21 protein-coding genes are annotated in these 26,597 nt (G+C 37.0%); all 21 read left to right on the forward strand.

What is annotated here, in order from left to right:
- The first annotated feature begins 4 nt into the window (after positions 1-4).
- The 21 genes from ispG (at position 5) to mtaB (ending at position 26,591) form a co-directional block, all read left to right on the forward strand.
- A complete protein-coding gene (ispG, locus tag O3607_RS01280; RefSeq protein WP_178885031.1) occupies positions 5-1,090 on the forward strand; it encodes a flavodoxin-dependent (E)-4-hydroxy-3-methylbut-2-enyl-diphosphate synthase in 1,086 nt (361 codons plus the stop codon).
- Entirely contained in the window at positions 1,084-2,802 is a 1,719-nt protein-coding gene (locus O3607_RS01285) for a proline--tRNA ligase (RefSeq protein WP_105094336.1), read from the forward strand. Before ispG ends, O3607_RS01285 begins: the two co-directional genes overlap by 7 nt.
- Before the next feature lie 117 nt (positions 2,803-2,919).
- Positions 2,920-3,747, forward strand: a complete 828-nt coding sequence (locus tag O3607_RS01290) for a PHP domain-containing protein (protein WP_371443198.1) — start codon at positions 2,920-2,922, stop codon at positions 3,745-3,747.
- A 15-nt stretch (positions 3,748-3,762) separates the two neighbouring features.
- Positions 3,763-4,638, forward strand: coding sequence for an Asp23/Gls24 family envelope stress response protein (locus O3607_RS01295; RefSeq protein ID WP_060924637.1), 876 nt, complete (start codon positions 3,763-3,765; stop codon positions 4,636-4,638).
- Positions 4,639-4,646: 8 nt separating this feature from the next.
- Positions 4,647-5,963, forward strand: a complete 1,317-nt coding sequence (miaB, locus tag O3607_RS01300) for a tRNA (N6-isopentenyl adenosine(37)-C2)-methylthiotransferase MiaB (RefSeq protein WP_060924636.1) — start codon at positions 4,647-4,649, stop codon at positions 5,961-5,963.
- A 2-nt stretch (positions 5,964-5,965) separates the two neighbouring features.
- A complete protein-coding gene (mutS, locus tag O3607_RS01305; RefSeq protein ID WP_371443199.1) occupies positions 5,966-8,599 on the forward strand; it encodes a DNA mismatch repair protein MutS in 2,634 nt (877 codons plus the stop codon).
- The gene (gene mutL / locus O3607_RS01310) at positions 8,599-10,662 is read left to right on the forward strand and encodes a DNA mismatch repair endonuclease MutL (RefSeq protein ID WP_371443200.1); all 2,064 of its coding nucleotides are present in this window, start codon (positions 8,599-8,601) and stop codon (positions 10,660-10,662) included. The genes mutS and mutL overlap by 1 nt, the downstream gene beginning before the upstream one ends.
- A 1-nt stretch (position 10,663) precedes the next feature.
- Entirely contained in the window at positions 10,664-11,476 is an 813-nt protein-coding gene (locus O3607_RS01315; protein ID WP_371443201.1) for a class I SAM-dependent methyltransferase, read from the forward strand.
- Positions 11,473-12,402, forward strand: a complete 930-nt coding sequence (gene miaA, locus O3607_RS01320; protein WP_371443202.1) for a tRNA (adenosine(37)-N6)-dimethylallyltransferase MiaA — start codon at positions 11,473-11,475, stop codon at positions 12,400-12,402. Before O3607_RS01315 ends, miaA begins: the two co-directional genes overlap by 4 nt.
- Complete coding sequence (locus tag O3607_RS01325; RefSeq protein ID WP_371443203.1) at positions 12,399-13,637, forward strand: aminotransferase class I/II-fold pyridoxal phosphate-dependent enzyme; 1,239 nt, start codon at positions 12,399-12,401, stop codon at positions 13,635-13,637. Before miaA ends, O3607_RS01325 begins: the two co-directional genes overlap by 4 nt.
- Before the next feature lie 199 nt (positions 13,638-13,836).
- A complete protein-coding gene (gene mnmA / locus O3607_RS01330) occupies positions 13,837-14,898 on the forward strand; it encodes a tRNA 2-thiouridine(34) synthase MnmA (protein WP_119206401.1) in 1,062 nt (353 codons plus the stop codon).
- A gap of 38 nt (positions 14,899-14,936) precedes the next feature.
- Complete coding sequence (gene lepA, locus O3607_RS01335; protein ID WP_287533952.1) at positions 14,937-16,736, forward strand: translation elongation factor 4; 1,800 nt, start codon at positions 14,937-14,939, stop codon at positions 16,734-16,736.
- Positions 16,737-16,740: 4 nt separating this feature from the next.
- Positions 16,741-17,925, forward strand: a complete 1,185-nt coding sequence (hemW, locus tag O3607_RS01340) for a radical SAM family heme chaperone HemW (protein ID WP_371443204.1) — start codon at positions 16,741-16,743, stop codon at positions 17,923-17,925.
- An 81-nt stretch (positions 17,926-18,006) separates the two neighbouring features.
- A complete protein-coding gene (locus O3607_RS01345) occupies positions 18,007-18,609 on the forward strand; it encodes a nitrite/sulfite reductase (RefSeq protein ID WP_371443205.1) in 603 nt (200 codons plus the stop codon).
- Positions 18,610-19,005: 396 nt separating this feature from the next.
- The gene (gene hrcA / locus O3607_RS01350) at positions 19,006-20,022 is read left to right on the forward strand and encodes a heat-inducible transcriptional repressor HrcA (protein WP_303938220.1); all 1,017 of its coding nucleotides are present in this window, start codon (positions 19,006-19,008) and stop codon (positions 20,020-20,022) included.
- A 12-nt stretch (positions 20,023-20,034) separates the two neighbouring features.
- Positions 20,035-20,580, forward strand: coding sequence for a nucleotide exchange factor GrpE (gene grpE, locus O3607_RS01355; protein WP_105089164.1), 546 nt, complete (start codon positions 20,035-20,037; stop codon positions 20,578-20,580).
- A 28-nt stretch (positions 20,581-20,608) separates the two neighbouring features.
- Entirely contained in the window at positions 20,609-22,450 is a 1,842-nt protein-coding gene (gene dnaK / locus O3607_RS01360; RefSeq protein ID WP_227720930.1) for a molecular chaperone DnaK, read from the forward strand.
- 16 nt (positions 22,451-22,466) lie between these two features.
- Positions 22,467-23,624: a molecular chaperone DnaJ gene (dnaJ, locus tag O3607_RS01365; protein WP_105085588.1), complete on the forward strand. Its 1,158-nt coding sequence runs from the start codon at positions 22,467-22,469 to the stop codon at positions 23,622-23,624.
- A 55-nt stretch (positions 23,625-23,679) separates the two neighbouring features.
- Complete coding sequence (locus O3607_RS01370; protein WP_371443206.1) at positions 23,680-24,543, forward strand: 50S ribosomal protein L11 methyltransferase; 864 nt, start codon at positions 23,680-23,682, stop codon at positions 24,541-24,543.
- Entirely contained in the window at positions 24,540-25,271 is a 732-nt protein-coding gene (locus tag O3607_RS01375; RefSeq protein ID WP_371443207.1) for a 16S rRNA (uracil(1498)-N(3))-methyltransferase, read from the forward strand. The genes O3607_RS01370 and O3607_RS01375 overlap by 4 nt, the downstream gene beginning before the upstream one ends.
- A 24-nt stretch (positions 25,272-25,295) precedes the next feature.
- Positions 25,296-26,591, forward strand: coding sequence for a tRNA (N(6)-L-threonylcarbamoyladenosine(37)-C(2))-methylthiotransferase MtaB (gene mtaB / locus O3607_RS01380; RefSeq protein WP_105085591.1), 1,296 nt, complete (start codon positions 25,296-25,298; stop codon positions 26,589-26,591).
- The last annotated feature ends 6 nt before the right edge of the window (positions 26,592-26,597 follow it).

A 26,597-nucleotide genomic window follows, 5' to 3' on the forward strand; every position in this document is an offset into this window, starting at 1 on the left:
TATAATGATTGTACGTAAACCAACAAATGGTATCTATGTAGGTACAGTTAAAATTGGTGATTATGCACCGGTAAGTATTCAATCAATGATTACTACAGATCCGGTACATACGGAAAAGGCGATTGCTGAAATTAACCATTTAGCAGAGGCTGGGTGTGAACTAGTTCGTGTCGCTGTTCCAACAATGGAGTCTGCAAAGGCTTTAAAAGCCGTTAGAGCTGGTATTTCTATTCCATTGATTGCGGACATACATTTTGATTATAGATTAGCGTTAGAGGCTATTGAAAATAATGTAGATGGCTTGCGCATTAATCCTGGTAATATTGGGGGCGAAGATAAGGTATTAGCTGTTATTGAAAAAGCTAAACCTAAACAAATTCCAATTCGTATAGGTGTCAATGCTGGTTCTTTACCAAAGCATATCCTCGATGCTCATGGTGGTCATCCTACAGCAGATGGTATGGTAGAGACTGCATTAGAACATGTGCGAATTCTTGAAAAGCTTGACTATCGCCAAATGAAATTATCCATTAAAGCAACGGAAGTTCCTTTAATGGTAGAAGCCTATCGTAAGTTATCCGATAAAATTCCTTATCCTTTGCATTTAGGTGTTACTGAGGCGGGGACGATAAAACAAGGTACCATTAAGTCTGCTATGGGTATTGGTGCTTTATTATTAGACGGCATTGGTGATACATTACGGGTATCTTTAACCGGTGACCCAATACATGAAATAGAAGTAGGCCGAAGTATTTTAAGTAACTTGGGATTACGCAACTTTGGTGCTACAATGATTTCCTGCCCTACATGTGGCCGATGCCAAGTCAATCTGTTTGACATGGCGGGAATTGTAGAGGAGCGCTTAGCATCTATTAAAGCACCGATTAAAGTTGCTGTTATGGGATGTGTTGTAAATGGGCCCGGTGAGGCTCGTGAAGCTGATTTTGGTATTGCTGGTGGTAATGGTCAAGGTATTGTTTTCCGAAAGGGTGAAGTTATCAAGACTGTACCAGAAGCTGAATTAGTAGATACATTATTTAGAGAAATTGATCAATATTTAGAAAGCTTAAATGAGGAGTCTTTATGTTAGCCACTAAATTATATGCACCTACATTGCGTGAGGTTCCATCTGATGCTGATGTAGTTAGCCAACAGCTTATGCTTCGCGCAGGTTTTATGCGCAAAACTGCAAATGGTTTATATAGCTTTTTGCCATTGGGGTGGAGAAGTATCAAAAAAATTGAAGCCATTGTACGTGAAGAAATGGATCGTGCTAGTGCTCAAGAAATCATGATGCCTATCTTACAACCTGCAGAAATTTGGAAAGAGTCTGGCCGTTGGAACGCATATGGCGCAGAAATGATGCGTATTAATGATCGTCATGATAATGAATTCTGCTTGGGGCCAACTCATGAAGAGATGATTACAACTCTTGTAAAAAATGAGATTAACTCCTATCGTCAATTACCAGTAAATTTATATCAAATCCAAAGTAAATTCCGTGATGAACGTCGTCCACGTTATGGTTTGATGCGTAGTCGCGAATTTATTATGAAAGATGCATATTCTTTTGATGTAGATGAAGCTGGTTTAGACGAATCTTATAAATCTATGTATGATGCATATACACGTATTTTTACGCGTTGTGGTCTTACATTCCGTCCTGTAGAAGCTGATAGTGGTGCCATCGGTGGTAGTGGAACACATGAATTTATGGCAATTGCTGAAGCTGGTGAAGCTGATATTGTATATTGCACTAAATGTGACTATGCTGCAAACATTGAAATTGGTAAACCTGGTATTATGAAACAGGAAGAAGAAGCACTGCAAGAGTTATCCGTTGTAGATACTCCTAATGCTAGTACTATCGAAGCTGTTGCGGAAATGTTAAACTTACCACTACATAAAACTATCAAAGCTGTAGTATTCTCCATTGATGGTAAAGTGGTATTAGCAATTGTTCGTGGTGATCATGAAGTTAATGAAGTGGCAGTACAACATGCAGTTTTGGGTTCTGTAGAACCTGAAATGGCTACACCTGAAGAATTAGAAAAAGTGGGCTTAACAGCTGGCTTCATCAGTCCAGTAGGATTAAAACAAACAGAGGAGTTTGCTATTGTTGTGGATGAATCTGTTATGGAATCTTACAATGTTTGTGGCGGTGCCAATAAAAAAGATGCGCACTATGTTAATATCAACCCTAAACGTGACTTTAATGTAGAAGATATTATTGTTGCACCAATTCGTTTAATTACAGATGACGATGTTTGCCCAACTTGTGGTGGTGCATTAGAACATGCCAAAGGTATTGAAGTTGGACAAGTATTTAAATTAGGCACAAAATATTCTGAAGCATTACAAGCTACATTCTTAGACCAAAATGGTCGTCCTAATCCAATGATTATGGGCTGTTATGGCATTGGTGTATCTCGTACATTAGCTGCAGCTATTGAACAATACCACGATGAAAATGGTATTATTTGGCCTCGTTCTATTGCACCATTTGAAGCTGTTATCGTACCGATTAATGCTAAAGACGAAGCGTTGATGTCTACAAGTCAAACCATTTATACTGCATTACAAACTGCAGGTGTAGATGTGTTACTTGATGACCGCAAAGATCGAGCTGGTGTAAAATTTAAGGATGCTGATTTAATTGGTTATCCACTTCGTATTACAGTAAGTAAAAATACACTTGAAAATAATGAAGTAGAAATTCAAATTCGTAAGTCTGGAGAGGCCATTACATGTGCCATTGATTCTGTAGCAACTAAGGTTACTGAATTGCTTCAAGATTTATAATTAAATTGCGATTCTAGTGAATACTCATTAGGGTCGCAATTTTTCTTTCTAAACTTGAATTAATAGACTAAATCAGTCATAATTAAAAGATAGGATATTTGTAATGGGAGGTGCTCTATGCTTGTAGATTTTCACATGCACTCTATCTATTCTGATGGAGTCAAAAGTCCAGAGGAATTATTACGTCATGCATTAGATTGTAATCTATCTATGATGGCTTTGACTGATCATGATGAAATCGATGGTATTAAAGCATTGCGTACCGCTCAGGAACAATTAGATCCAGAGAAAACCATTAAAATTATTAATGGTTGTGAGTTTAGTTCCGATTATAAAGATAAATCGATTCATATTTTGGGCTATCGTTTTGATGAAACTAATAAGGAATTAAGAGATTTTATTAAGTATTTTAAATCAAAACGAGAAGAACGAATCGATGAAATTATTAAACGTTGTAATAATGTTGGATATTTAATATCAAAAGATGACCTACTCAAAAAATTTCCTAAAACACAAGCTTATGGGCGTCCACATATTGGACAATTATTAATTGATGGTGGCTACGCCAAGGATATCAATGATGTATTTAAAGGTATTCTCCGAAAAGATAGTCCTTGCTATGTGCCTAAGGTTAAGGTTGAGGTTCCATATATTATTGATATTATTCATAAAGCTGGAGGCCTTGCCGTTATGGCTCATCCTAAATTAGTATCTAGTGATGAGTATGTAGTAGAAATGTTAGCTTATGATTTTGATGGTATGGAAGTTTACCATACTAAACATAACGCGGATGATGTGAAACGATATAAAGCATTAGCAACAAAACATAACTTGTTTATTACAGGTGGTTCTGATTATCATGGTATTCCAGGAAAAGCACCAGATAAATTTGGAGACTACTTGGTATCATCTGAGAATGTATCAGAATTTATTAGTTTGTTATAAATAATGAGGTTGACTATGGAAGTCATTGCATTTGTAGGTAGTAGTGGCACTGGTAAAAGCCATCGTGCGCTCGTAGTTGCTCATGAAAACAATATTGAATGTATTATCGATGATGGCATTTTAATTCACGATAATAAGATTGTAGCTGGTTTTTCTGCTAAGAAGGAATCTAGCCGATTAAAAGCTGTTCGTCGTGCCATTTTCCAAGATGAAGTGCAAGTAAAATCAGTACGTGAGCAATTAGATAAAATCAATCCTAATAAACTTATGATTATTGGTACATCCGATAATATGGTTAAGAAAATTACTAAAGCATTAGGCTTGCAAGATCCCGATCGGTATATTCGCATTGAGGACGTTGCTACACCTAAAGAAATTGAAAAGGCACAACATGCTCGTCTAAAAGAAGGTAAACATATTATTCCAGTTCCAACGATGGAATTGAAACCTCACTTTAGAGGGTACTTAATTGATCCAATCAAAACTATGTGGCGTCGACGTACATTAAAAAAACAAGACCAAGATACATTGGGGCAAATTGGGTCAGAAGGCTTTGAACGTTCTGTAGTACGCCCTGCTTTCAGCTATTATGGACGACTCACCTTTGATGATGATGTAATTATTAAATTGATTCGCAATGGCCTTAAAAAAGTAGCTGGTGTTGACGAGTCTAGTGTTATTTCTTTCAAAAAAGGTGATAAAGGCCAAAATGGTCTCGTTGTTGATATGGCTGTTGTTATTGAACATGGTTATCCTGTAAAAACATTGATGCAGCAAGTACAAAAATCTGTACGCAATGAGATTGAATACATTACAGGCATGTCTATTGAACGGATGTCCATAAAAGTTAAAAATATTATAGAAACAAAACGTAAGATTGTTAAAGTATAGGAGTTAGAATGAAGTCTTATTATATTTACACCTATGGTTGTCAAATGAATACTGCTGATTCTGAGCGCTTATCGCATCAGTTAGAATCTGTTGGCTATACACCTACAGAGGACGTAGAAACTGCAGATTTAATATTATTAAATACTTGTGCAGTACGTGAGAATGCAGAAACAAAAGTCTATGGCCGCATAGGTGAGCTAATGAGACTGAAGAGAAAAAATAAAAACTTAATTCTTGCTGTTACAGGATGCATGGCACAGAAGAATCAAGCAGAAATGTTTAAGCGCGCTCCACATATTGATATTGTCTTAGGTACTCATAATATTCAACATATTAATGAAATGATTGAAGAGGTACAACGAGGTCATACACACCAAATCAATGTAGATATGGATAATTCCGTGTTACCTGAATTGGAAGCAAAACCTAATGGTACTTTTTATGCATGGGTACCTATTATGAATGGGTGCAATAAGTTTTGTACGTACTGCATCGTTCCTCACGTTCGTGGTAGAGAAATTAGTCGTCCTGTAGAGGCCATCGTAAAAGAGGTAACCGAACTAGGGGCAAAAGGGTTTAAAGAGATTACTTTGTTGGGGCAAAATGTAAACTCTTATGGCTTAGATTTTAAAGATGGTACTGATTTTGGTACATTAGTGGACGCTCTTGATGGTATTCCAGGTATTGAACGTATTCGTTATATGACAAGTCATCCTCAAGATATGACTAAATCTATGATAGATGCCCTTGGTCGTTCTTCTAATATTGTTACTCATTTACATTTACCGATTCAATCTGGTTCGGACCGTATCTTGAAGAAGATGAACCGTCATTATACGGTGGAGCATTATAAAGAATTACTCTCTTACTGTCGTGAGAAAATTAAAGATGTAGTAGTTACTACAGATATTATCGTAGGTTTCCCGGGTGAAACAGAGGAAGATTTCCAAGCTACTTTACAACTCTTAAAAGATGTTCGTTATGATATGGCATATACGTTTATCTATTCTAAACGTTCTGGTACGCCAGCGGCAACTATGGATGATCAAGTTCCAGAAGAGGTTAAACGCGTGCGTTTACAAACATTGATGGATGTACAAAATGAAATCTCTTATGAACTAAATAAACCTATGGAAGGGCAAGTGTTCGATATTATTGTAGAGGGGCCAAGTCCTCGCGATGAAGATATGTGGTTTGGTCGTACATCGGGCAATAAAATGGTGTTATTCCCGAAAGACGATTCTTTATCAATTGGCGAAACTGTACCTGCCTATATTGATAAAGCACAAACTTGGGTTTGCTACGGTACAATACAAAAGGGGTAAGTATGGCAAAAAAGCAAACACCTATGATGGAGCAGTATTTAGATATTAAATCTAGATATTCTGAAGAATTACTGTTCTTTCGGTTAGGTGACTTTTATGAATTATTTAATGATGATGCATTAATTGCATCTCGTGAACTTAATATAACCTTAACCGGTCGCCCAACAGGAGATGAGGAACGCACACCAATGTGTGGCGTTCCTTTTCATGCTGCTGAAAGTTATATAGAAACATTGGTAAAAAAAGGTTATAAGGTTGCTATTTGTGAACAATTAGAAGATCCTAAAGCAGTTAAGGGTATCGTTAAGCGTGACGTTATTAAAGTTATTACACCGGGGACTGTAATGACTGAAAATGGTAATGATGCACGGTCAAATAATTTTTTATCATTATTTTATATGGTAAAAGATGCATGGATACTCGTATTTTCAGATGTATCTACTGGGGAAGTTATTTGGCATCGTATTACTGATTGTGAAAAACGAAGTGATATGTTTGATGCACTCAGTATGTATCGTCCAAGTGAAATTATATTGCCTGAAGGAACTGTATTACCGCAAGATATAAAAGACTTTATGGATAATCAATTCAGCAATATTGTATTATCCCCATTTAGTACATATCATACACAACGAGAGGTAGCGGAAAAAGCAGTTACTCACTTTGGCGATTTAGGTCTTATGGAAGAGGATGTATGGGAAGCATTAGGGTATATGCTTTTATATTTAGAGGATATTATTAAGTCTGAAATTTCCCATATTAACTATGTACATCAATTGAGTGTAGGTAATCGCCTAATCTTAGATACATCTTCCTTACGTCATCTTGAAATTACCCATAATTTACGTGATGGTGGTCAAAAAGGTACATTACTCGATGTACTTGATCGAACATTGACACCAATGGGGGCGCGCCTATTAAAACAATGGCTTGAAAGTCCGTTGACTGATGTAAATCAAATTCAGCGTAGACAAGCTGCCGTAGCAGAACTTATTACACGCGGTGCTGAACGGTCTCATATCCGTAGCTTATTAGATTGTATTTATGATTTTGAGCGCATCGTAGGTCGTGTAGAAACAGGTTCTGTGTCACCTAGAGATTTAACGGCTCTTCGTGAATCTTTAGCAGTATTGCCAGATATTAAAAATGTATTAGGTACATGCTCAAGTTTAGCATTAACATCCATTAATGACCGCATCCAAGATCATAAAGACATTTATGATTTATTATGTCGTGCTATTGCTGACCAACCAGCATTGACATTAAAAGAAGGCCGAGTTATTAAAGATGGTTTCAATCCAGATTTAGATGAACTACGTTCTTTAGCTACTAATAGTGAGCAATGGCTGGCTAAGATGGAAGCCGACATTAAAGAGGCTACTGGTTTATCTAAAATTAAAACTGGTTATAATAAGGTATTTGGATATTACTTTGAAGTATCTCATAGTAAATCTGAACAAGTACCTGATTACTTTATTCGAAAACAAACTTTAGCTAATGCAGAGCGTTATATTACGCCTGAGTTAAAGGAGTTTGAAATCAAAATTCTTAGCGCTAAAGACAAGATTATCGCTTTAGAGCATGAATTATATCAACAATTACGAAATGATATAAAACTTGTTATTAAAGATGTACAAGAAACAGCTCGTGCTCTTGCTGAGCTTGATGTATTGTGTTCTTTGGCACTAGTAGGTTACGAAGAGAATTATATTTGCCCTACCATTGTAATGAATGGCCAAATCAATATTCGAGATGGTCGTCATCCTGTTATTGAAAAATTCTTGAAACGTGAAGTTTTTGTACCAAATGATATCGTTCTAAATCATGATGATGAGGAATTCTTGCTCATTACAGGCCCTAATATGGCCGGTAAATCAACATATATGCGTCAAGCTGCTATTTTGATGATTATGGCTCAAATAGGCTCCTTTATTCCTGCCCGTGAAGCATCTATTTCTCCAGTGGATCGCATCTTTACACGTGTAGGTGCTAGTGATGATATTTCTACTGGTCAAAGTACGTTCATGGTAGAAATGAAAGAGGTAGCCTATATTTTAGAGAATGCTACACATAACAGCTTAATTATCTTAGATGAAATTGGTCGCGGTACGAGTACATTTGATGGTTTAAGTATCGCTCAAGCTGTAGTTGAGCATATTTGTAAGCATATTCACGGCAAGACATTATTTGCTACCCATTACCATGAGTTAATTAGTTTAGAAGAAAGCTATAGTAAATTAAAGAATTACACTGTAGCTGTAAAAGAAAAAGGTAAGGATGTTGCATTCTTGCGCCGCATCATCAGAGGTGGCGCAGACCGTAGCTATGGTATTCATGTAGCGAGATTGGCAGGATTACCAAATTCTGTATTAAAACGTGCAGAGGTAATTTTAGAATCATTGGAAGATCAAAGTCATGATGCTAGTGATTTAAATAACCGCGTAATTGGTGGACAATCTACTAATGTGGTTAAAACGACTACAAAACAAGTGAGTGATTCACCACTAGGCAATTTATTTACTCATTCTGTAGTCGATAGCTTGCTGGAAGTGGATGTAATGAGTATGACACCGATTGAAGCATTAAATAAATTATATGAACTACAAGAGGAGGCTCGTAAAGGAGGCGGGAAATAATGGCAACCATTCATGTATTGGATGAAACCACAATCAATAAAATAGCTGCTGGCGAAGTTGTGGAACGTCCCGCATCTGTTATTAAAGAACTCATTGAGAACTCCATTGACGCTTCTTCGACCAATATTGAGATAGAAATTGGAGATGGTGGTGTGGCATATATGCGCATTACCGATAATGGTATTGGCATGACTGAAGAGGATGCACGGTTAGCAATTCTACGTCATGCTACCTCTAAAATACAACAGGTAGAGGATTTATTTGATATAGCTTCTCTAGGCTTCCGTGGCGAGGCTTTGGCTAGTATTGCCTCAGTGTCTCATTTTTCTTTGACTACACGTAAAGCTGACTCTGATTTGGGTACTCGTATTACCGTAGATGGTGGTACGTTCACCGATTGTATTCCTTATGGTGCTGCACCGGGTACGACTATTGAAATAAGAGATTTGTTCTATAATACGCCAGCCCGTCGCAAATTCTTGAAATCAGAGCGTACAGAATCTTCTAAAATTCAAGATATTGTAGGCAAATTAGCTCTTAGTAACCCACATATTTCTTTTAAACTCATCGTAGATGATCGTGTGGCTATTATTACTCCTGGAAACGGCAATATTGGTGATACGGTAGCCGCATTATATGGCTATAAAACGAAAGATGATATTTTCACTGTTGCTTATGAAAGTGACTCTATTTATATCGATGGTGTAGTGAGTAAACCTACCCTTCTTAAAAGTACAAGAATTTGGCAAACTATTATCGTTAATAACCGTGTTATTTCCGATAAAACAATAATGAAGGCTATCGATAATGCTTACCATGCATTGTTACCTAAAAACGGTCATCCTTTAGTGGTACTTAATATTACTGTACCTGCTGGTATGGTTGATATTAACGTTCATCCACGAAAGAGTGAAGTAAAATTCTCAGATGATAAGATTATATTTAAAGCTGTTTATCATGGTATTTTAAACGCCTTAAATAATCCTCTACATGAGCGATACGAACGAGAATCATCTTCTTATATAAATGGCACAATTAATAATGGAGCTGATTTCCGTAATAATGAAACCAATTGTAATGACGTAAATACTAACAGTAATGATACAGTTACTAATTCTAGTTCTTATAGTAGTTTATCTCATCATGGCAATAGTACATATGATTCGTATAAAATACCTTCTGTTGTACAAGATGAGATGCAGTCTGCTGAGCATATAGCTACTGCGGTAGATTATGACAAAGTATTTGGTAGTCGCCGTACTAAAGGATACGAAGTCATGCGCGGTGAGACTACACAGTTTGTAGAGAGTCTTAAAACTAAGGGTTTTACACCACCTCCGCCAAAGGCTACTTATGAACAGTCGTCCTTTACAGACGAAAGCTTCGATGCTGTTCCTACTGAATATACTAGTTATACGAAGGAAGACGTTGATAAATTTAAGTCTTTAGCTCAGGATATTCGTAAAGAAAATACAGAGGAGCGTACTATTCAAAATTCTGGATTCTTACCTATGGGGCAAGTCGCTTCTTGTTATATTTTGGCTAAAAAGGGTGATGATCTCTACATAATAGACCAACACGCAGCTCATGAACGTGTACGATATGATAAGCTTTGTAAGTCTTCTGAATCCATTCCTATGCAATCTATCCTTGTGCCTCAATATAGTGAGGCTACAGATGATGAAATGAATTTGGTAGAGGAAGAGCGAGAAACCTTACTAGATCTTGGCTTTGATGTAGAGTTAGGTGGTCCTACGAAAATAAAATTAGTAGGGGCGCCTGTAGATTTAGTAGAGTCAAAGGCTTTTGAAATTCTCCAATATGTATTCTCTTACTTACACGAACATCAACAGCCTACTAAGGCTCAGTTACGTCATGAAATGCTAGCGTATGCATCTTGTAGAGGGGCCATTAAGGCAGGTCATAATTTAAATATGTATCAAATGACTACCTTAATTGAGGATCTCTTTAGTACTGAGAAACCGTACGTATGTCCTCATGGCCGTCCAACGATAATCAAGTTTACACCTGATGAATTAGGTAAATTATTCTTACGGTCTTAATATGAATATACTAACCACATCTCAAAAATCTAATGAGGTCATTCAGGAGGAAGCCAAAGCACTGGCTTCCTCTATGCATATGACATATATTAAACGAGGTAAAACATCGATACCAGCCTTATTCGGTAAGTATCAATGCGAATATATTGCGGTTCTTGCTGGTTCTGGATTAACTATTCATTTCCCAGAAAATCAACAACATACCTTTCATTTGTCTATGGCTCAATTACGTATATTACGTTTACAACGCGGTGAAGGCGATCATCTCGTTAATGCGGTACATGTCATATTAGATAAAAAAGGATTATCTAATAGAGATAAATTTACGTTTTTAGACTGTACAATTGGCCTTGGTAGTGACAGTATTGTAGTGAGTTATGGTTACCCACAGGCTCAAATAACTGGCCTAGAAGGGTCTTTACCTATATGGCTTGCCACTAGTCATGGTTTAGCTCATTATATTCATAGTGACGATAGTGTAACAAATGCATTGAGACGTATTAAAGTAAATTATGATACCTTTGAACACTATTTACCAAACTTACCTGACAATAGTATTGATATTATTTATTTTGATCCTATGTTTGAAGTTCCTGTAGAGGAAAGTCCTCAATTCAAACCTCTTCGGGGACATACTGTGGAAAGTCATATAGAGGATAAAATCATGGCACAGGCTATGCGTGTTGCCACGTATGGTGTTATTATTAAAGAACGACCATTTAGTTCGGTCTTTCAAAACTATCCACCGCATCAATGGGTGGGCGGAAAATATAGTCGTATAGGCTATGGAGTATATATGAAGGAGTTAATGTGAATCCCTTAATTACCATTGTTGGACCAACGGCGGTAGGAAAAACAGATCTTACCTTGGACTTAGCAGAACAGCTACATGCTGAGGTTATTTCTGGTGATGCTTACCAAGTATATAAACAACTCAATATTGGTACCGCCAAACCATCGGTGGATGAACTTAACCGGGTAAAACATCATCTTATCGATATATTAGAACCAAATGATTCATATTCAGTATCTATTTTCCAAAATCAAGCAAAAGAGATAATTGGTAGATTAAATGATAGGAATATTCTACCTATTCTGTCTGGTGGTACAGGGTTATATGTTCAATCATTATTAGAGAGCTATAACTTTAATGACGTTAAACCTGATGAAAGTTTACGATCAGAGCTAGATGGGCTATTTAATGCCAAAGGTATTGATGGTTTACGAGAATATGCTTTCACATTAGGAAAAGAACATAATATAGAAATTCAATATAGTGATAAGCATCGTTTGTATCGAGCTATTGAAATATTGCATCATGGTGATGTAGATTCGTTACGTAATCAGACTAAAGATGGTATATCTTATAAAGGGCCTGTTATTGGTCTTATGAGAGATCGTGATCAGTTATATGAGCGCATTAATTTACGCGTTGATATGATGTTTGATGCAGGTTTAATTGAAGAGGTTGAACAACTCATTAAGTCTGGAGTAAATCCAGATTGCCAAGCCTTTAAGGGGATTGGTTATAAAGAGGTTGTAGAATATATGAATGGTAGTATTAGCCTCGATGAATGCCGCGATTTAATTAAGAAAAATACTCGTCATTTTGCCAAGCGACAAATCACTTGGTATAAGCGCATGCCATATATTGAATGGATTCATATTGATAATAATACATCTAAAGATTTTATATTTAATAAAGCTATGGAATTAATTCGTAGAGAAGGATTAGCATGACATTAGAAGAAATACGTAGTAAAGCCCTTGAGATGGCTGAACCTGAATTTAAAAAGTTTGAACCTATTGCATTAGCCAATACAAAAAAGGTATTAGAAGCCTTTAAAGAGTGTCAAGTATCTGATTATCATTTTACAGGTACTACTGGTTATGGTTATAACGATGTGGGCCGTGAGAAGTTAGATGAAGTATTCGCCTATGTATTTAAAGGTGAAAAAGCCATTGTTCGTCCCCATTTTGTTTCTGGTACTCATGCACTAGCAACAACTTTGATTTCTTTAATGGGGAATGGTTCAAAAGGGACTGAATTTATCTATGCAGTTGGGGCTCCTTACGATACGATGCAATCTGTTATCGGTGCATCTCGTGAAGTGCGTGGATCTCTCGTAGAAAAGGGGTTTACCTATACTGAGGTACCGTTAAAGGACAATACCTATGATGTAGAAGCCATTGCTAATGCTGTTAATGATAATACGCGAGTAGTAGTGATTCAACGCTCTCGTGGTTATAGTACGCGTGAACCATTATCTATTGCAGATATTAAGATTATTGTAGATGCCGTAAAAGCTAAAAATTCGAATACTATTTGTTTTGTAGATAATTGTTATGGTGAGTTTACAGAACTGCAAGAACCTTTAGAAGCTGGTGTAGATATTATGGCTGGTTCGCTCATTAAAAATGCAGGGGGCGGCTTAGCACCAACAGGTGGCTACATCGTAGGTCGTGAAGACTTAGTTGAAGATGCAGCGTACCAACTGACTGCTCCAGGACTTGGTGATCATATGGGCTCTTATGCGCCGGGTTACCGTTTATTCTTCCAAGGGTTGTTTATGGCTCCTCATGTAGTATTACAAGCTCTTAAAGGGGCTGTATATACAGCTGCAGTAGGTGAATTATTAGGATATGATGTCTTCCCTAAGGTAAATGCTGATCGCTATGATTTAATCCAAGCTATCAATTTAAAAAATGGAGAAGAAATGGAGCACTTCTGTGTAGGTATGCAAGCATATTCCCCTGTAGATGCTCACGTACATCCTATTCCTGGTGATATGCCTGGGTACGAAGATAAAATCATCATGGCCGGTGGTACTTTTGTACAAGGCTCATCTATTGAATTAAGTGCAGATGGTCCTGTTCGTCCTCCATATACGATTTTCATGCAAGGTGGCTTAGTATTTGAGCATTCTATGCTCGGTATTCTAGGAGCCGCTGAAGAGCTTTTAAAACATAGATAATAATTAGAATCTCTTTCTTTTGATGAAGGGGATTCTTTTTATTTCAAATCTTTTCAATGTACCTAATTCTAGGCTATAATATAAGTTGCTATAATTTCATAGCAATACTACTCGGACTTTTACACCGAACTAGTGTTTTACACGTCAGGCTTTCACCCTGATTAGTTTTATGATCAAGAGATCATTAAAAGGAGAAAGTATGGAAAAAGTTATCGCTGTAGCTATGAGTGGCGGCGTAGATAGTTCTTTAACTGCTGCAATGCTACTAAAACAAGGCTATAAAGTATTTGGTATTACCCTATGGCTGTGGGTGAGTGGTACACCTTATGATTCAGTGCCTCTCGCTGTAACAGATGCTAAGAAGATGTGTGATTTTCTTGGTATTGAGCATCATGTTATTGATGCTCGTGATGTATTCTACGATAATGTAGTAGATTACTTCGTAAAAGAATATGCCTATGGTCGTACACCAAATCCTTGTGTATTCTGTAATAAAAATATCAAATTTGATTTGATGCTCAATCGAGCCCTTGAACTTGGTGCCACACATATGGTTACTGGCCATTATGCACAGGTTAATTATAATGAAGAAACTGGTTTATATGAATTACATAAAGGCGTTGATCCTACCAAAGATCAAAGCTATGTTATGTACAATATGAACCAACGCATTTTGAGTCACCTCATGTTCCCACTAGGTGGACAATGTAAGACTGAAACACGTAAATTAGCTGCTGAATATGATTTGCCAGTAGCTAAAAAACCAGATAGTGTAGATATTTGCTTCTTGCCTCATGGGAACTATCAAAAGCTTGTAGTAGAAGAAATGAAAGATAAACCAAAGTCTGGTAATATCGTTACTGAAGATGGTGAGGTATTAGGTAAGCATAATGGTTTATTTAACTACACTATAGGCCAACGTAAGGGCCTAGGGATTGCATATAAACATCCATTATATGTAATTGGCTTTAATGGTGAACGCAATGAAGTTATTGTAGGTCCTAATGATCGACTTTTTACGAATCGTATGATTTGTAAGTTCTATAATTTCTTGGATGATACAATTCATAAAGAATTAAAAGCAGAAGGTAAAATTCGCTATGCAGCAAATCCTTCACCTTGTACTGCACGTATCTTAGATGATGATACGATGGAAGTTATCTTCGAAGAACCACAACGGGCTATTACACCAGGTCAGTCCGTAGCCTTTTATAATGGCACTCAACTATTAGGAGGTGCTGTTATCGATCGCGTATGTTAGAAAGGAGAATACAAGTTCCTTGAACTTGTTTACATAGTATGTCAACGAAAAAGATTAGAAACTTCTGTATTATAGCTCATATTGACCATGGTAAATCTACCATCGCCGACAGATTAATTGAATATACTGGCACATTACAAAAACGAGAAATGGAGGCTCAAGTTCTAGATTCTATGGATTTAGAACGGGAGCGAGGTATTACTATTAAAGCGCAATCTGTTCGCATTTTGTATAAAGCACAAGATGGAGAAGAGTATACTTTGAACCTTATCGATACTCCTGGCCATGTGGATTTCAGCTATGAAGTATCTCGTTCTCTTGCTGCTTGTGAAGGTGCATTACTAGTAGTAGATGCTGCACAAGGTGTAGAGGCTCAAACGTTGGCTAATGTGTATCTCGCTTTAGAACATGATCTTGAAATTATTCCTGTTATCAACAAAATAGATTTGCCTTCTGCCGATCCTGAACGGGTTAAACATGAAATCGAAGATATCATTGGTTTAGATGCATCAGAAGCAGTATTATGTTCTGCTAAATCTGGCATTGGCATTCCAGATATTTTAGAAGCCATTGTAAATAAGGTGCCTGCACCACCAGATAAATCTGATGAACCAACAAGAGCATTGATTTTTGATAGCCGCTTTGATGCCTATAAAGGTGCTATTGCTTATGTGCGCGTAAAAGAAGGTACTATTAAAGCAAAAGATACGATTCGCATGATGCATGATAATAAGGATTTTGATGTAACTGAGCTCGGTATCTTTACTCCAAATCTTGTGCCTGTCCAGGAATTACCATGTGGTTCTGTAGGTTGTATTGCGGCAAGTATTAAGAATGTAGCAGACTGTCACGTAGGTGATACGGTAACATTAGCTGATAATCCTGCACCAGAACCATTACCAGGCTATCGTAAAGCCGTATCTATGGTATATTGTGGCTTGTATCCAACAGATTCTAAGGACTATGAAAATCTTCGTGATGCATTAGAAAAGTTACAGCTTAATGATGCTGCTTTAGAATATGAAGCTGAAACATCTTTAGCATTGGGTTTTGGTTTCCGCTGTGGCTTCCTTGGTCTGCTACATATGGATGTTATTCAAGAACGGTTAGAGCGTGAATATAACTTATCCCTTATTACAACAGCTCCATCTGTAAACTACAAGGTTTATAAGACGAATGGAGAAATGCTTGAAGTGGATAACCCTGCTAAATTACCACCTCCTACAGAAATCGACTACATTGAAGAACCATATGTAAAAGCTACTACAATTGTGCCTAAAGACTTTGTTGGTACTATTATGGAGTTATCTCAAGATAAACGTGGTGAATATCAATCCATGGAATATTTGGATGAAACACGTGTATCTGTTGTGTATCACTTGCCTTTGAGTGAAATTATTTACGACTACTTTGATAAATTGAAATCTGCTACCAAGGGTTATGCATCTCTTGACTATGAGTTGATTGGGTATAAACAATCTCCAATGGTTAAGATGGATATTCTGTTAAATGGTGATCCAGTAGATGCATTGTCTATTATCGTACATAAAGACCGTGCTGCTACACGTGGTCGTGCGTTAGCTGAAAAATTAAAAGAATTGATTCCTCGTCAAATGTTTGAAATTCCAATTCAAGCAGCGGTAGGCACGAAAATTGTGGCTCGTGAAACCGTAAAGGCTTGGCGTAAAGACGTTTTAGCAAAATGTTATGGTGGCGATATTTCTCGTAAACGTAAACTCTTAGAAAAACAAAAAGCCGGTAAGAAACGTATGAAGTCAGTGGGCTCTGTAGAGATTCCACAAGAAGCATTCATGGCTATTCTCAAGGTTGAGGACTAATATAATGAAAACAGATTCTAATACCCTGAATCTGTCTACACTTGGGGATATGGGCTTGTATGTCCATATCCCTTTTTGTAAACAGAAATGTATGTATTGTGATTTTCCTGCCTATCAAAATCTACAAGATTATTACGAAACCTATGTATATGCATTAGTACAAGAAATAGATCTATGGGTTACAGAACACCCAGAATCGAAATCTAGACCTATTGATACCATTTACTTTGGTGGTGGTACGCCTACTGAATTATCAATTCAACAACTAAAGATGATTCTTGATAAAATTAAAAGCACTTTTACAATTACTGATGATTGTCATATGACTATCGAATCTAATCCTGGGGAAGTAGATCTACAGTATCTAACTAAGTTAGTTAAACTAGGTTTTAATCGTATTAGTTTTGGCGTTCAAACCTTTGATGATAAGGCACTTACCATGTTGCATCGCAGTCATGATGGAGAAAAGGCAAAACAAGCCATATATGATGCTAAAGAGGCTGGCTTTACAGATATCAATATTGATTTGATCTATGGATTACCTAGACAGTCTTTAGAAGACATAAAGCGTAATTTAGAGATTGTAAAAGATTTGCCTATAAATCATATTTCTACTTATGGATTACAGGTGGAGGTAGGAACCTATTTATACCATCTAGTACAAAAGAATCTCATTTCTATTCCTAGTGAAAGTATTGATGAATCCATGTATGATACGATGATGGAAGGCTTAAAAGAACTAGGTTTTGAACGATATGAAATTTCCAATTTCGCTAAGGGTAATTCCTATAGTCGTCATAATTTAAAATATTGGCACTATGTAGACTACTTAGGATTTGGTGCTGGAGCTCATTCCTTCTATGATGGTATTCGCCGCAGTAACAATCGAAATGTAATGCCTTATATACAATCTGTTGATCGATACACTATGCCTACTATCGATACGGAGATGATTACTGTAGAGCGAGCGCAAGAGGACTTTTGCTTCTTAGCGCTTCGCACTAAGTGGGGCCTTGATGAGCAAAAATTTGAGGATAGATTTGGTGTATCTGTTCATAATTTATTTGGTAATATATTAGAAGATTTGGTTACTAAAGGCTTATTAGAGTATCAAAATGGTAGTTATCATTTGAGTTCTGAAGGGGCTAAGCATGGTAACTATGTATTTAGTCAATTTATTCGAGAGTAATTTCTCACAGTATCTCAAAATCTAATATGTTAGTATAAATAGGATGATGATGAATAAGCATGCTAGATTTGAGGAGGAACGATGAAGACATCTGTCATATTACACGGTTTACATAACGAATTTACTTTAGATCAAATGAAGGCATGCATAAAATTAGCTGAAAAATATGGAGGATCCTTCCGTCATGTTGTAACAGGTATACAAATTACAGGTATTGAAAAAGACGATAAGGAAAAACTTATCTCTGAATTACCAGAAGGTGTAACCACTGTTATTCATAGAGGTGTTAATTCCTTAATTGCTTGCGTAGGTAAAGGATACTGTAAAAATGGCCAAATGGAAACTAAAGAATTGGCTGATTATGTAGAGAGAAAACATTACGGCCGAAAAACATCTCACAAGTGCAAAATTGGAATTAGTGGCTGTGGTCGTAACTGCCCAGATGCAATGGTAAAAGATATTGCTTTTATTGGAACATCCCAAGGTTTCATGTTAGCTGTTGGTGGCAATACGGGAATGCGACCAGAGGCTGGTAAAATTTTGGCTAGAAAGCTTACTGTTGAGCAATCCAAAAAAGCTGTAGATATCTTAGTAGATTGGTATGCAGAACATGGCGAGCCCCGTGAGCGTATGGGAAAACTATTAGAACGCCTAGGTAATCCCTTAGAAGGTGTAGAACTATAAGTTGCTATATTTTTAGTGCAAATGGTTTTATAGTTCTTAATCTGTACGTTTATCTAGAGAGTGATTAGTTTTTCTCCGAATTTTAGTAACAATAAAATTATTACATATAAACACTTATACTATTTTATGGTTTTAATAATAAAAATTTTATTAGACCATCATATTCTACTTTTTAGATTTTAGAATATGACATAAATGTAGATAGTATAAGTGTTTTCTTATTATTACACTTTGATTTTTTGACTAATTAATTTAAAATATTCAATTGTCTTTTTGACTAAATAGATATTATTTGACTTTTTAAGGATTTTTTTGCTTGACAATTTTTTCCTATGTGATAATATTATACATGCGATTAGCACTCAAAGTTTATGAGTGCTAACAAGAGGTGTCATTATGGATGAAAGAAAACAGCGCATCTTGCGAGCCATAATTGAAGACTACGTTAAATCTGCTGAACCTGTAGGTTCCAGGACGATTGCAAAGAATTATAATCTTGGTATTAGTCCTGCAACAGTACGAAATGAAATGTCCGATTTAGAGGAGTTAGGCTATTTGGAGCAACCTCATACATCGGCGGGACGTATTCCTTCAGCTAAAGGCTATCGCTTATATGTTGATTCTATGTTGAGTCAACAACCTGTTCCATTACAGGATGCTGAGAAAATTGAAATGTTATGGAAACATTCTAATGGATCTACCAGTGAGCTCTTCTTAAATATGGCTAAATTATTATCACAAGTGAGCCATAGTATGAGTTTGTTCTTAGCTCCAGCCCATGATAGAGCATTAATCAAATACATTCATGTATTGCCCCTTGATTCACATCAAGCTGTCATGGTTGTTATTACAGAGACTGGTGCTCTTGATAATGAATTAATGTACTTTACTGAAGGCGTTTCGCCTGATGTATTACAAAGTTTAGCTATGCAATTTAGCAATGCTTTACAGAATATAAGTATTGGTCATGTAACGGCTGAAGCGTTAGGAACACTTTTGATTCATATGGAAGGTCCACAAGGGATTTTGATGATCCTTTCAGAAACATTATTACGAGCAATTAATAAACGTAAGTTGTTCTATTCTGTAGGTACCACAGAGTTATTAAATCAACCAGAGTTTAAGTCTGTTGAAAAGGTACAACCCTTACTTTCATTAGTGGAAGAACAAAATCAATTGGGGCAACTATTAAAGGATGATTCACCTACACCTGTAAAGGTAAAGATTGGCAATGAAAATGATACCGAAGCACTTCAATCGATGAGTGTAGTACAAGCTGATTTTACAAATCAAGATCAACCTATCGGTACTCTTGCTATTCTAGGACCGACACGAATGGAATATGGTCGTATCATTGGCATGTTGTCTCATATGAAACATATAATGGAATCTATGGTAAAAGAACAAAAATAGAAAGGGCATATAATGGCTGAAGAACAAGACATTAAACAAGAAACAGTTGACGAAACAGTGGAAACTACAAATGTAGAGACGCCAGCTGTTGAGGAAGCTGAAGAAGTTGTGGCGGACGCAGCTCAAGTATTAGAGGAGCTCAAAGCAGACTTTGATAATCGCTATAAGCGTTTACAAGCGGACTTCGACAACTTCAAACGTCGTACTAATCAAGAAAAAGAGCAACTTGCAGGATATGTTAAAGGGGATGTACTTACAGATCTACTTCCTGTATTAGATAACTTTGAACGAGCTGTTCAAAGCCCAGTGGAAGGTGATGCAAAGGTATTCCTTGATGGATTTATCATGATCCATCAAAATTTGATGGCTATGTTATCTAAACATGGTTTAGCCGTTATCGATGCGGTAGGTAAACCATTTGATCCAAATTTCCATCAAGCGATTATGCGAGTGCCGTCAGATGAATATGAATCTGATACGGTATGTGAAGTATTACAAACTGGCTATACTGTTGATGGTCGTTGTATTCGTCCAGCAATGGTAAAAGTTGTTGAATAGATTATAAAGGTTTTAGGAGGCATATATTATGGCAAAGGTAATTGGTATTGATTTAGGTACTACAAACTCTTGTGTTGCGGTTATGGAAGGCGGCGAACCTACGGTTATCACTAACCAAGAAGGCGCTCGTACTACTCCTTCCGTTGTTGGTTTTGCAAAAAATGGCGAACGTTTAGTAGGTCAATTGGCTAAACGTCAAGCAGTATCCAATCCAGAAAACACAATCATTTCTATTAAACGTCACATGGGTACTGACTACAAAGTAACTGTAGAAGGTAAATCTTATACTCCTCAAGAAATTTCTGCAATGATTCTTCAAAAAATCAAAGCTGATGCAGAAGCTTACTTGGGCGAGCCTGTTAAACAAGCTGTTATTACAGTTCCTGCTTACTTTACAGATGCTCAACGTCAAGCTACAAAAGACGCTGGTGCGATTGCAGGTCTTGAAGTACTTCGTATCATCAACGAACCTACAGCAGCTGCTCTTGCATATGGCGTAGATAAAGATGAAGATGGTAAAGTTCTTGTATTTGACCTTGGTGGTGGTACATTCGACGTATCTATCCTTGAACTTGGCGATGGCGTATTCGAAGTATTGGCAACATCTGGTAATAACCATCTTGGTGGCGATGACTTCGACCAACGCATTATGAACTACCTTATTGAAGAATTCAAAAAAGAAACTGGTATCGATTTATCCAATGATAAATTAGCTGATCAACGTTTAAAAGAAGCTGCTGAAAAAGCTAAAATTGAATTGTCTGGCGTAGCTAGCACAAATATCAATTTGCCATTCATCACAGCTGATGCTACAGGTCCTAAACACTTGGATGTAACATTGACTCGTGCTAAATTCGAAGAATTGACTGCTGATTTGGTACAAGCTACTATCGAACCTACTCGTAAAGCTATGAACGATGCTGGTTTATCTGCATCCGATATCGATAAAGTATTGTTAGTTGGTGGTTCTAGCCGTATTCCAGCTGTACAAGATGCTATTAAAAAAGTATTGGGTAAAGAACCAACTAAAAACGTTAACCCTGATGAATGTGTAGCTATTGGTGCTGCTATTCAAGGTGGTGTATTAGTAGGTGAAGTAAAAGACGTATTGTTGCTTGATGTAACTCCATTGTCTCTTGGTATTGAAACAATGGGTGGTGTATTCACACGTATTATCGATCGTAACACTACAATTCCTACATCTAAATCTCAAGTCTTCTCCACTGCAGCAGATAATCAACCATCTGTAGATATCCATGTATTACAAGGTGAACGTGAGTTCGCAGCAGATAATAAAACATTGGGTCGCTTTAACTTGGATGGTATTCCAGCAGCTCCTCGTGGGGTTCCTCAAATCGAAGTAACATTCGACATCGATGCTAATGGTATCGTACATGTAAAAGCAAAAGACTTGGGTACTCAAAAAGAACAAAAAATTACAATCACTTCTTCTAGCGGTTTAAAAGAAGACGAAATCGATCGCATGGTTAAAGAGGCTGAAGCACATGCAGCAGAAGATAAAGCTAGAAAAGAAGAATTAGATGTTAAAAACAATGCAGATTCCTTGGTATACCAAGCTGAAAAAGCATTGAAAGAACTTGATGGTAAAGGCGACACAGCTTTGTTGAAAGAAGTTGAAGAAGCAAAAGATAAATTGAAAAAATCTATCGAAGCAGGCAACATCGAAGATATCAAAAAAGACAGTGAAGCTTTGGAACAACCATTACATAAATTAGCTGAGCAAATGTATGCAGCAGCACAACAAGCTCAACAAGCAGCTGGTGGTGCAGAGCAAGGTCAACAACAAACAAAATCTGATGACAATGTAGTTGATGCTGATTACACAGTAGTGGATGACGATAAGAAATAAGAAGGGTTGGTAACTAATGGCACGTGATTATTATGACATCTTAGGGGTCAGTAAAAATGCCTCTCAAGATGAAATCAAAAAGGCCTTCCGTAAAAAGGCACGCCAATACCATCCAGATGTAAATAAAGATAATCCTAAGGAAGCGGAAGCAAAGTTTAAAGAAGCGAACGAAGCTTACGAAGTATTGTCTGACGAAACTAAAAAAGCTCAATATGACCAATTCGGCCACGACGCCTTCAAACAAGGAGGCGGCGCTGGCGCCGGTGGTTTCCAAGGAGGCTTTGGCGGTTTCGGTGGTCAAGCTGGCGGCTTTGGTGATATCTTTGGCGACATTTTTGGTGGCATGTTTGGCGGTGGTCGCCAACAACAAGGCCCTCAAAAAGGCAATGACTTGCGCGAAGATATTGATATTTCCTTTGAAGATGCAGCCTTTGGTAAATCTATGGAAATAGAAGTGCATCGTCATGAAGAATGTGATCACTGTCATGGTACTGGTGGTGAACCAGGATCTCGTGTCGATACTTGTCCAAACTGTCATGGTTCTGGTCAAGAAGCGGTTATTCAAAATACTCCATTTGGACGTATGCAATCCGTTCGCACTTGTTCTCGTTGTCATGGTACTGGTAAAAGCATTGAAAAACCTTGTTCTAAATGCCGTGGTACTGGTGAAATGCTTGCTAAGCGCAAGATTTCTATCAAGATTCCAGCTGGCGTAGACAGCGGTTCTCGCTTACGTGTAGCTAATGAAGGGGAACCAGGTATTTTGGGCGGTCCTAAGGGTGACCTTTACGTATATATCTTTGTTCGTCCTCATAAGGAATTTGAACGAAATGGTAATGACGTTATTAGCCGTGTAAATATTAGTTTTGCTCAAGCTGCATTAGGTGCTACTATACAAGTTAACACCTTAGATGGTAAAGTAGAGTTAAAGATCCCAGAAGGTACTCAAACGGGAACGGCATTCCGCGTAAAGGGCAAAGGTATTCCATATTTGCGTAACCCTAAGCAACGAGGGGACCAACATATTGTGGTAACTGTTCAAACGCCTAAGAAGTTGACAGATACTCAACGTGAGTTGTTATTACGCTTTGCAAACGAAAGTAACGAAGATGTAAATAATTTACAAGTGAGCAAAAGTCTTTTTGAAAAAATTAAGGACGTTTTGACTAAATGAACAGCTCATGTGAAGGAATGGTTTGTTCCGTCACATTCCCTATAAAGGAGCATATATGCAGTGGATAGAAGTATCCATTGTCTGTGAAAGAGTAGCCACCGATGAGGTGACTACTCTTTTTGACGATTATGCAGACAATGGAATTATAGAAGAAGATGTAGAAAATCAACCAAATTTGATTCAATTAACTATGTATGCAGATCCATCATTGGACTCTAATACAATTAAGTCAGACTTAGAAAAACGTCTTACAGAAGCAAATATTAGTGTCACATCCGTTGATACAAATATATTAGATGAATCTACATGGCTCAATTCTTGGCAGCAATATATTGAACCTACAGAAATTCTACCTAATTTAATTATTAAACCTGCTTGGCAAGAATATGATAACGTCCACAATAAAACAATTATAGAAATCGATTCCGATATTTCCTTTGGTACTGGCTCTCATGAGACAACACGTACATGTGCCGAACTATTGAAATCTTATTGTGAATCCATGGATCTTAATCAAGTTACTTGTTTAGATATTGGTACAGGAACGGGTATTCTCTTATTGGTAGCAGCACATTTAGGGATCAAGCATTTGGTTGGGATTGATATTGAGGAATATGCTGCCAATCAAGCTCGTATTAACTGTGAGAATAATCATGTATCTGCAGAGATTATTTGTGGTAATTTGGATAGTGATTTCAATGATACTGCCCAATTAATTTTAGCTAACTTAACAGTGGATCCACTTAAAATACTATTACCTCAAATTGGTAAAAAACTAGAGGATAAGGGTATCTTAATTATTAGTGGCATTATAGATGATCGGTATGATGAGATTATGCCATATATTAAGGCTGATTGGCATATTATTGAGGAGCGCATTGCAGGGCCTTGGCATACATTTGCGCTAGAAAAGCGATGAAAAAGATTTTTATTCCTACACCATTAGATGAAAGAATAGAATTACCGAAAGATGTGACACATCATGTGTTACATGTATTTCGTCATAATATTGAGAAACCTATCATTGTAACGGGTAGTGATAATCGTTGTGGTACATACCAAATTACAGAAGAAGTGGATGGCAAGGCTCAAGCAAAACTTATTGAATATGTAGCGTCTGATGTATCGTCGTATCGAACTATTCTAGTTCAATCCTTATTGAAAGGCGAAAAGTTAGAATGGGTATTACAAAAGGCGACGGAGTTAAATGTAGATACCATTTATCTTGTATCTACGGGAAACTGTGTAGCTAAATATGATGATAAGAAACTACAATCAAAAGTCAGTCGTTGGGAAAAAATTATGCTAGAAGCAGCCCAACAGTGTGGACGCAATCAACTGCCCACACTTGTAGTAGGTGAAACGCTTTTACAAGTATTAACAATCGAAGCTGACGCATTAAAATTAGTAGCTTATGAAAATGAAGATGGTCATACTATTAAGACTGCACTACAATCAGTACACACTAATCAAACTATAACTGATATTCTAATCTGTGTTGGTCCAGAGGGGGGCTATCAAGAGAAGGAAATCAATGCTATTATAGAGAGTGGTGGCAAATCAGTATCGCTGGGCAATACTATTTTACGAGCTGAAACAGCTGCCATTGGATCATTAGCAATGATTCAATATGAATTAGAACTATAAATTAAATAAGAATAGAGAGGTGCAATGAAAACCGTTGCTTTTACAACCTTGGGCTGTCGTGTCAATCAGTATGACACAGATGCTATGAAAGGTTTATTTTTACAAAATAATTACGAAGCAGTAGACTTCGATGAAAAAGCTGATATATATGTAATTAATACATGTTCTGTAACCAATATGGGGGAAAAGAAATCCCGTCAATTGATTCGGAAAGCAAAGCGTCAAAATGAAGATGCTTATGTAATCGTTACTGGTTGTTATGCTCAGCTTGATCCAGATGCGATTGCTGCTATTGACGGTGTTAACCTTGTTATTGGTACCAATAATAGATCTAAAATCGTTGAGCTAGTAGAGCAATTAGAATCTACAGAACGTCAAATCAATGCTGTTAGAGATATTATGAACGAGTCTAACTTTGAAGAAATGCCATTATATGGTAATGAATCTGATAAAGCTCGTGCTTTCATGAAAATTCAAGAAGGTTGTAATAACTACTGTGCCTTTTGTATCATTCCGTATACTCGAGGAAAATTAAAATCTCGTAAAGTAGATGATATTGTACAAGAAGCAAAACGTTTAGTAGACCATGGATTCCATGAAATTGTATTAACAGGTATACATTTGGGGAATTATGGTGTAGAATTGCCAGGTCGCCCTACATTAGCCGATGTAGTAAAAGCTTTATTAGAGATTCCTAATTTATATCGTATTCGTTTCGGGTCTATTGAGTCTGTAGAGGTTTCTGATGAGTTAGTAGAATTAATGGCTACTAATAAACGTGTTTGTCCACATTTACATTTACCACTACAAGCTGGTTCTGATCATGTATTAAAGTTGATGAAACGCCATTATACATTGCAAGAATATAAAGACTTGATTGCAAGTTTGCGTTCTCGTATTAAAGATTTATCTATTACGACTGATATAATTGCAGGTTTCCCGCAAGAAACAGATGAAGACTTTGAAGAAACATTAAATACAGTACGGGAAATTGGGTTTACCCATATTCATGCATTCCCATACTCTATTCGTGAGGGCACACCTGCAGCTACTATGCCGGATCAAGTACCTGAAGCTGTAAAGAAAACTCGTGTAGCGCTTTTAAATGGTCTTAGCCAATCTGGCTATGAAGCATACGCAAAATCTCGCATTGGTAAGCCTGGTGAGATTCTCATCGAAAAAGAAGAGAATGGATATTATATGGGCTTAACAAATGAGTATGTAAATGGTAAAGTAAAGTCTGATGGATTACATAAGATTGGTGATCTAATCGGAGGTACTGTTGTAGGTTTAGAAGATAATTATTTAATTATTGAATAAGGAGTT

This window comes from Veillonella sp. 20925_1_51, assembly GCF_041431445.1.
GTDB lineage: Bacteria > Bacillota > Negativicutes > Veillonellales > Veillonellaceae > Veillonella > Veillonella nakazawae.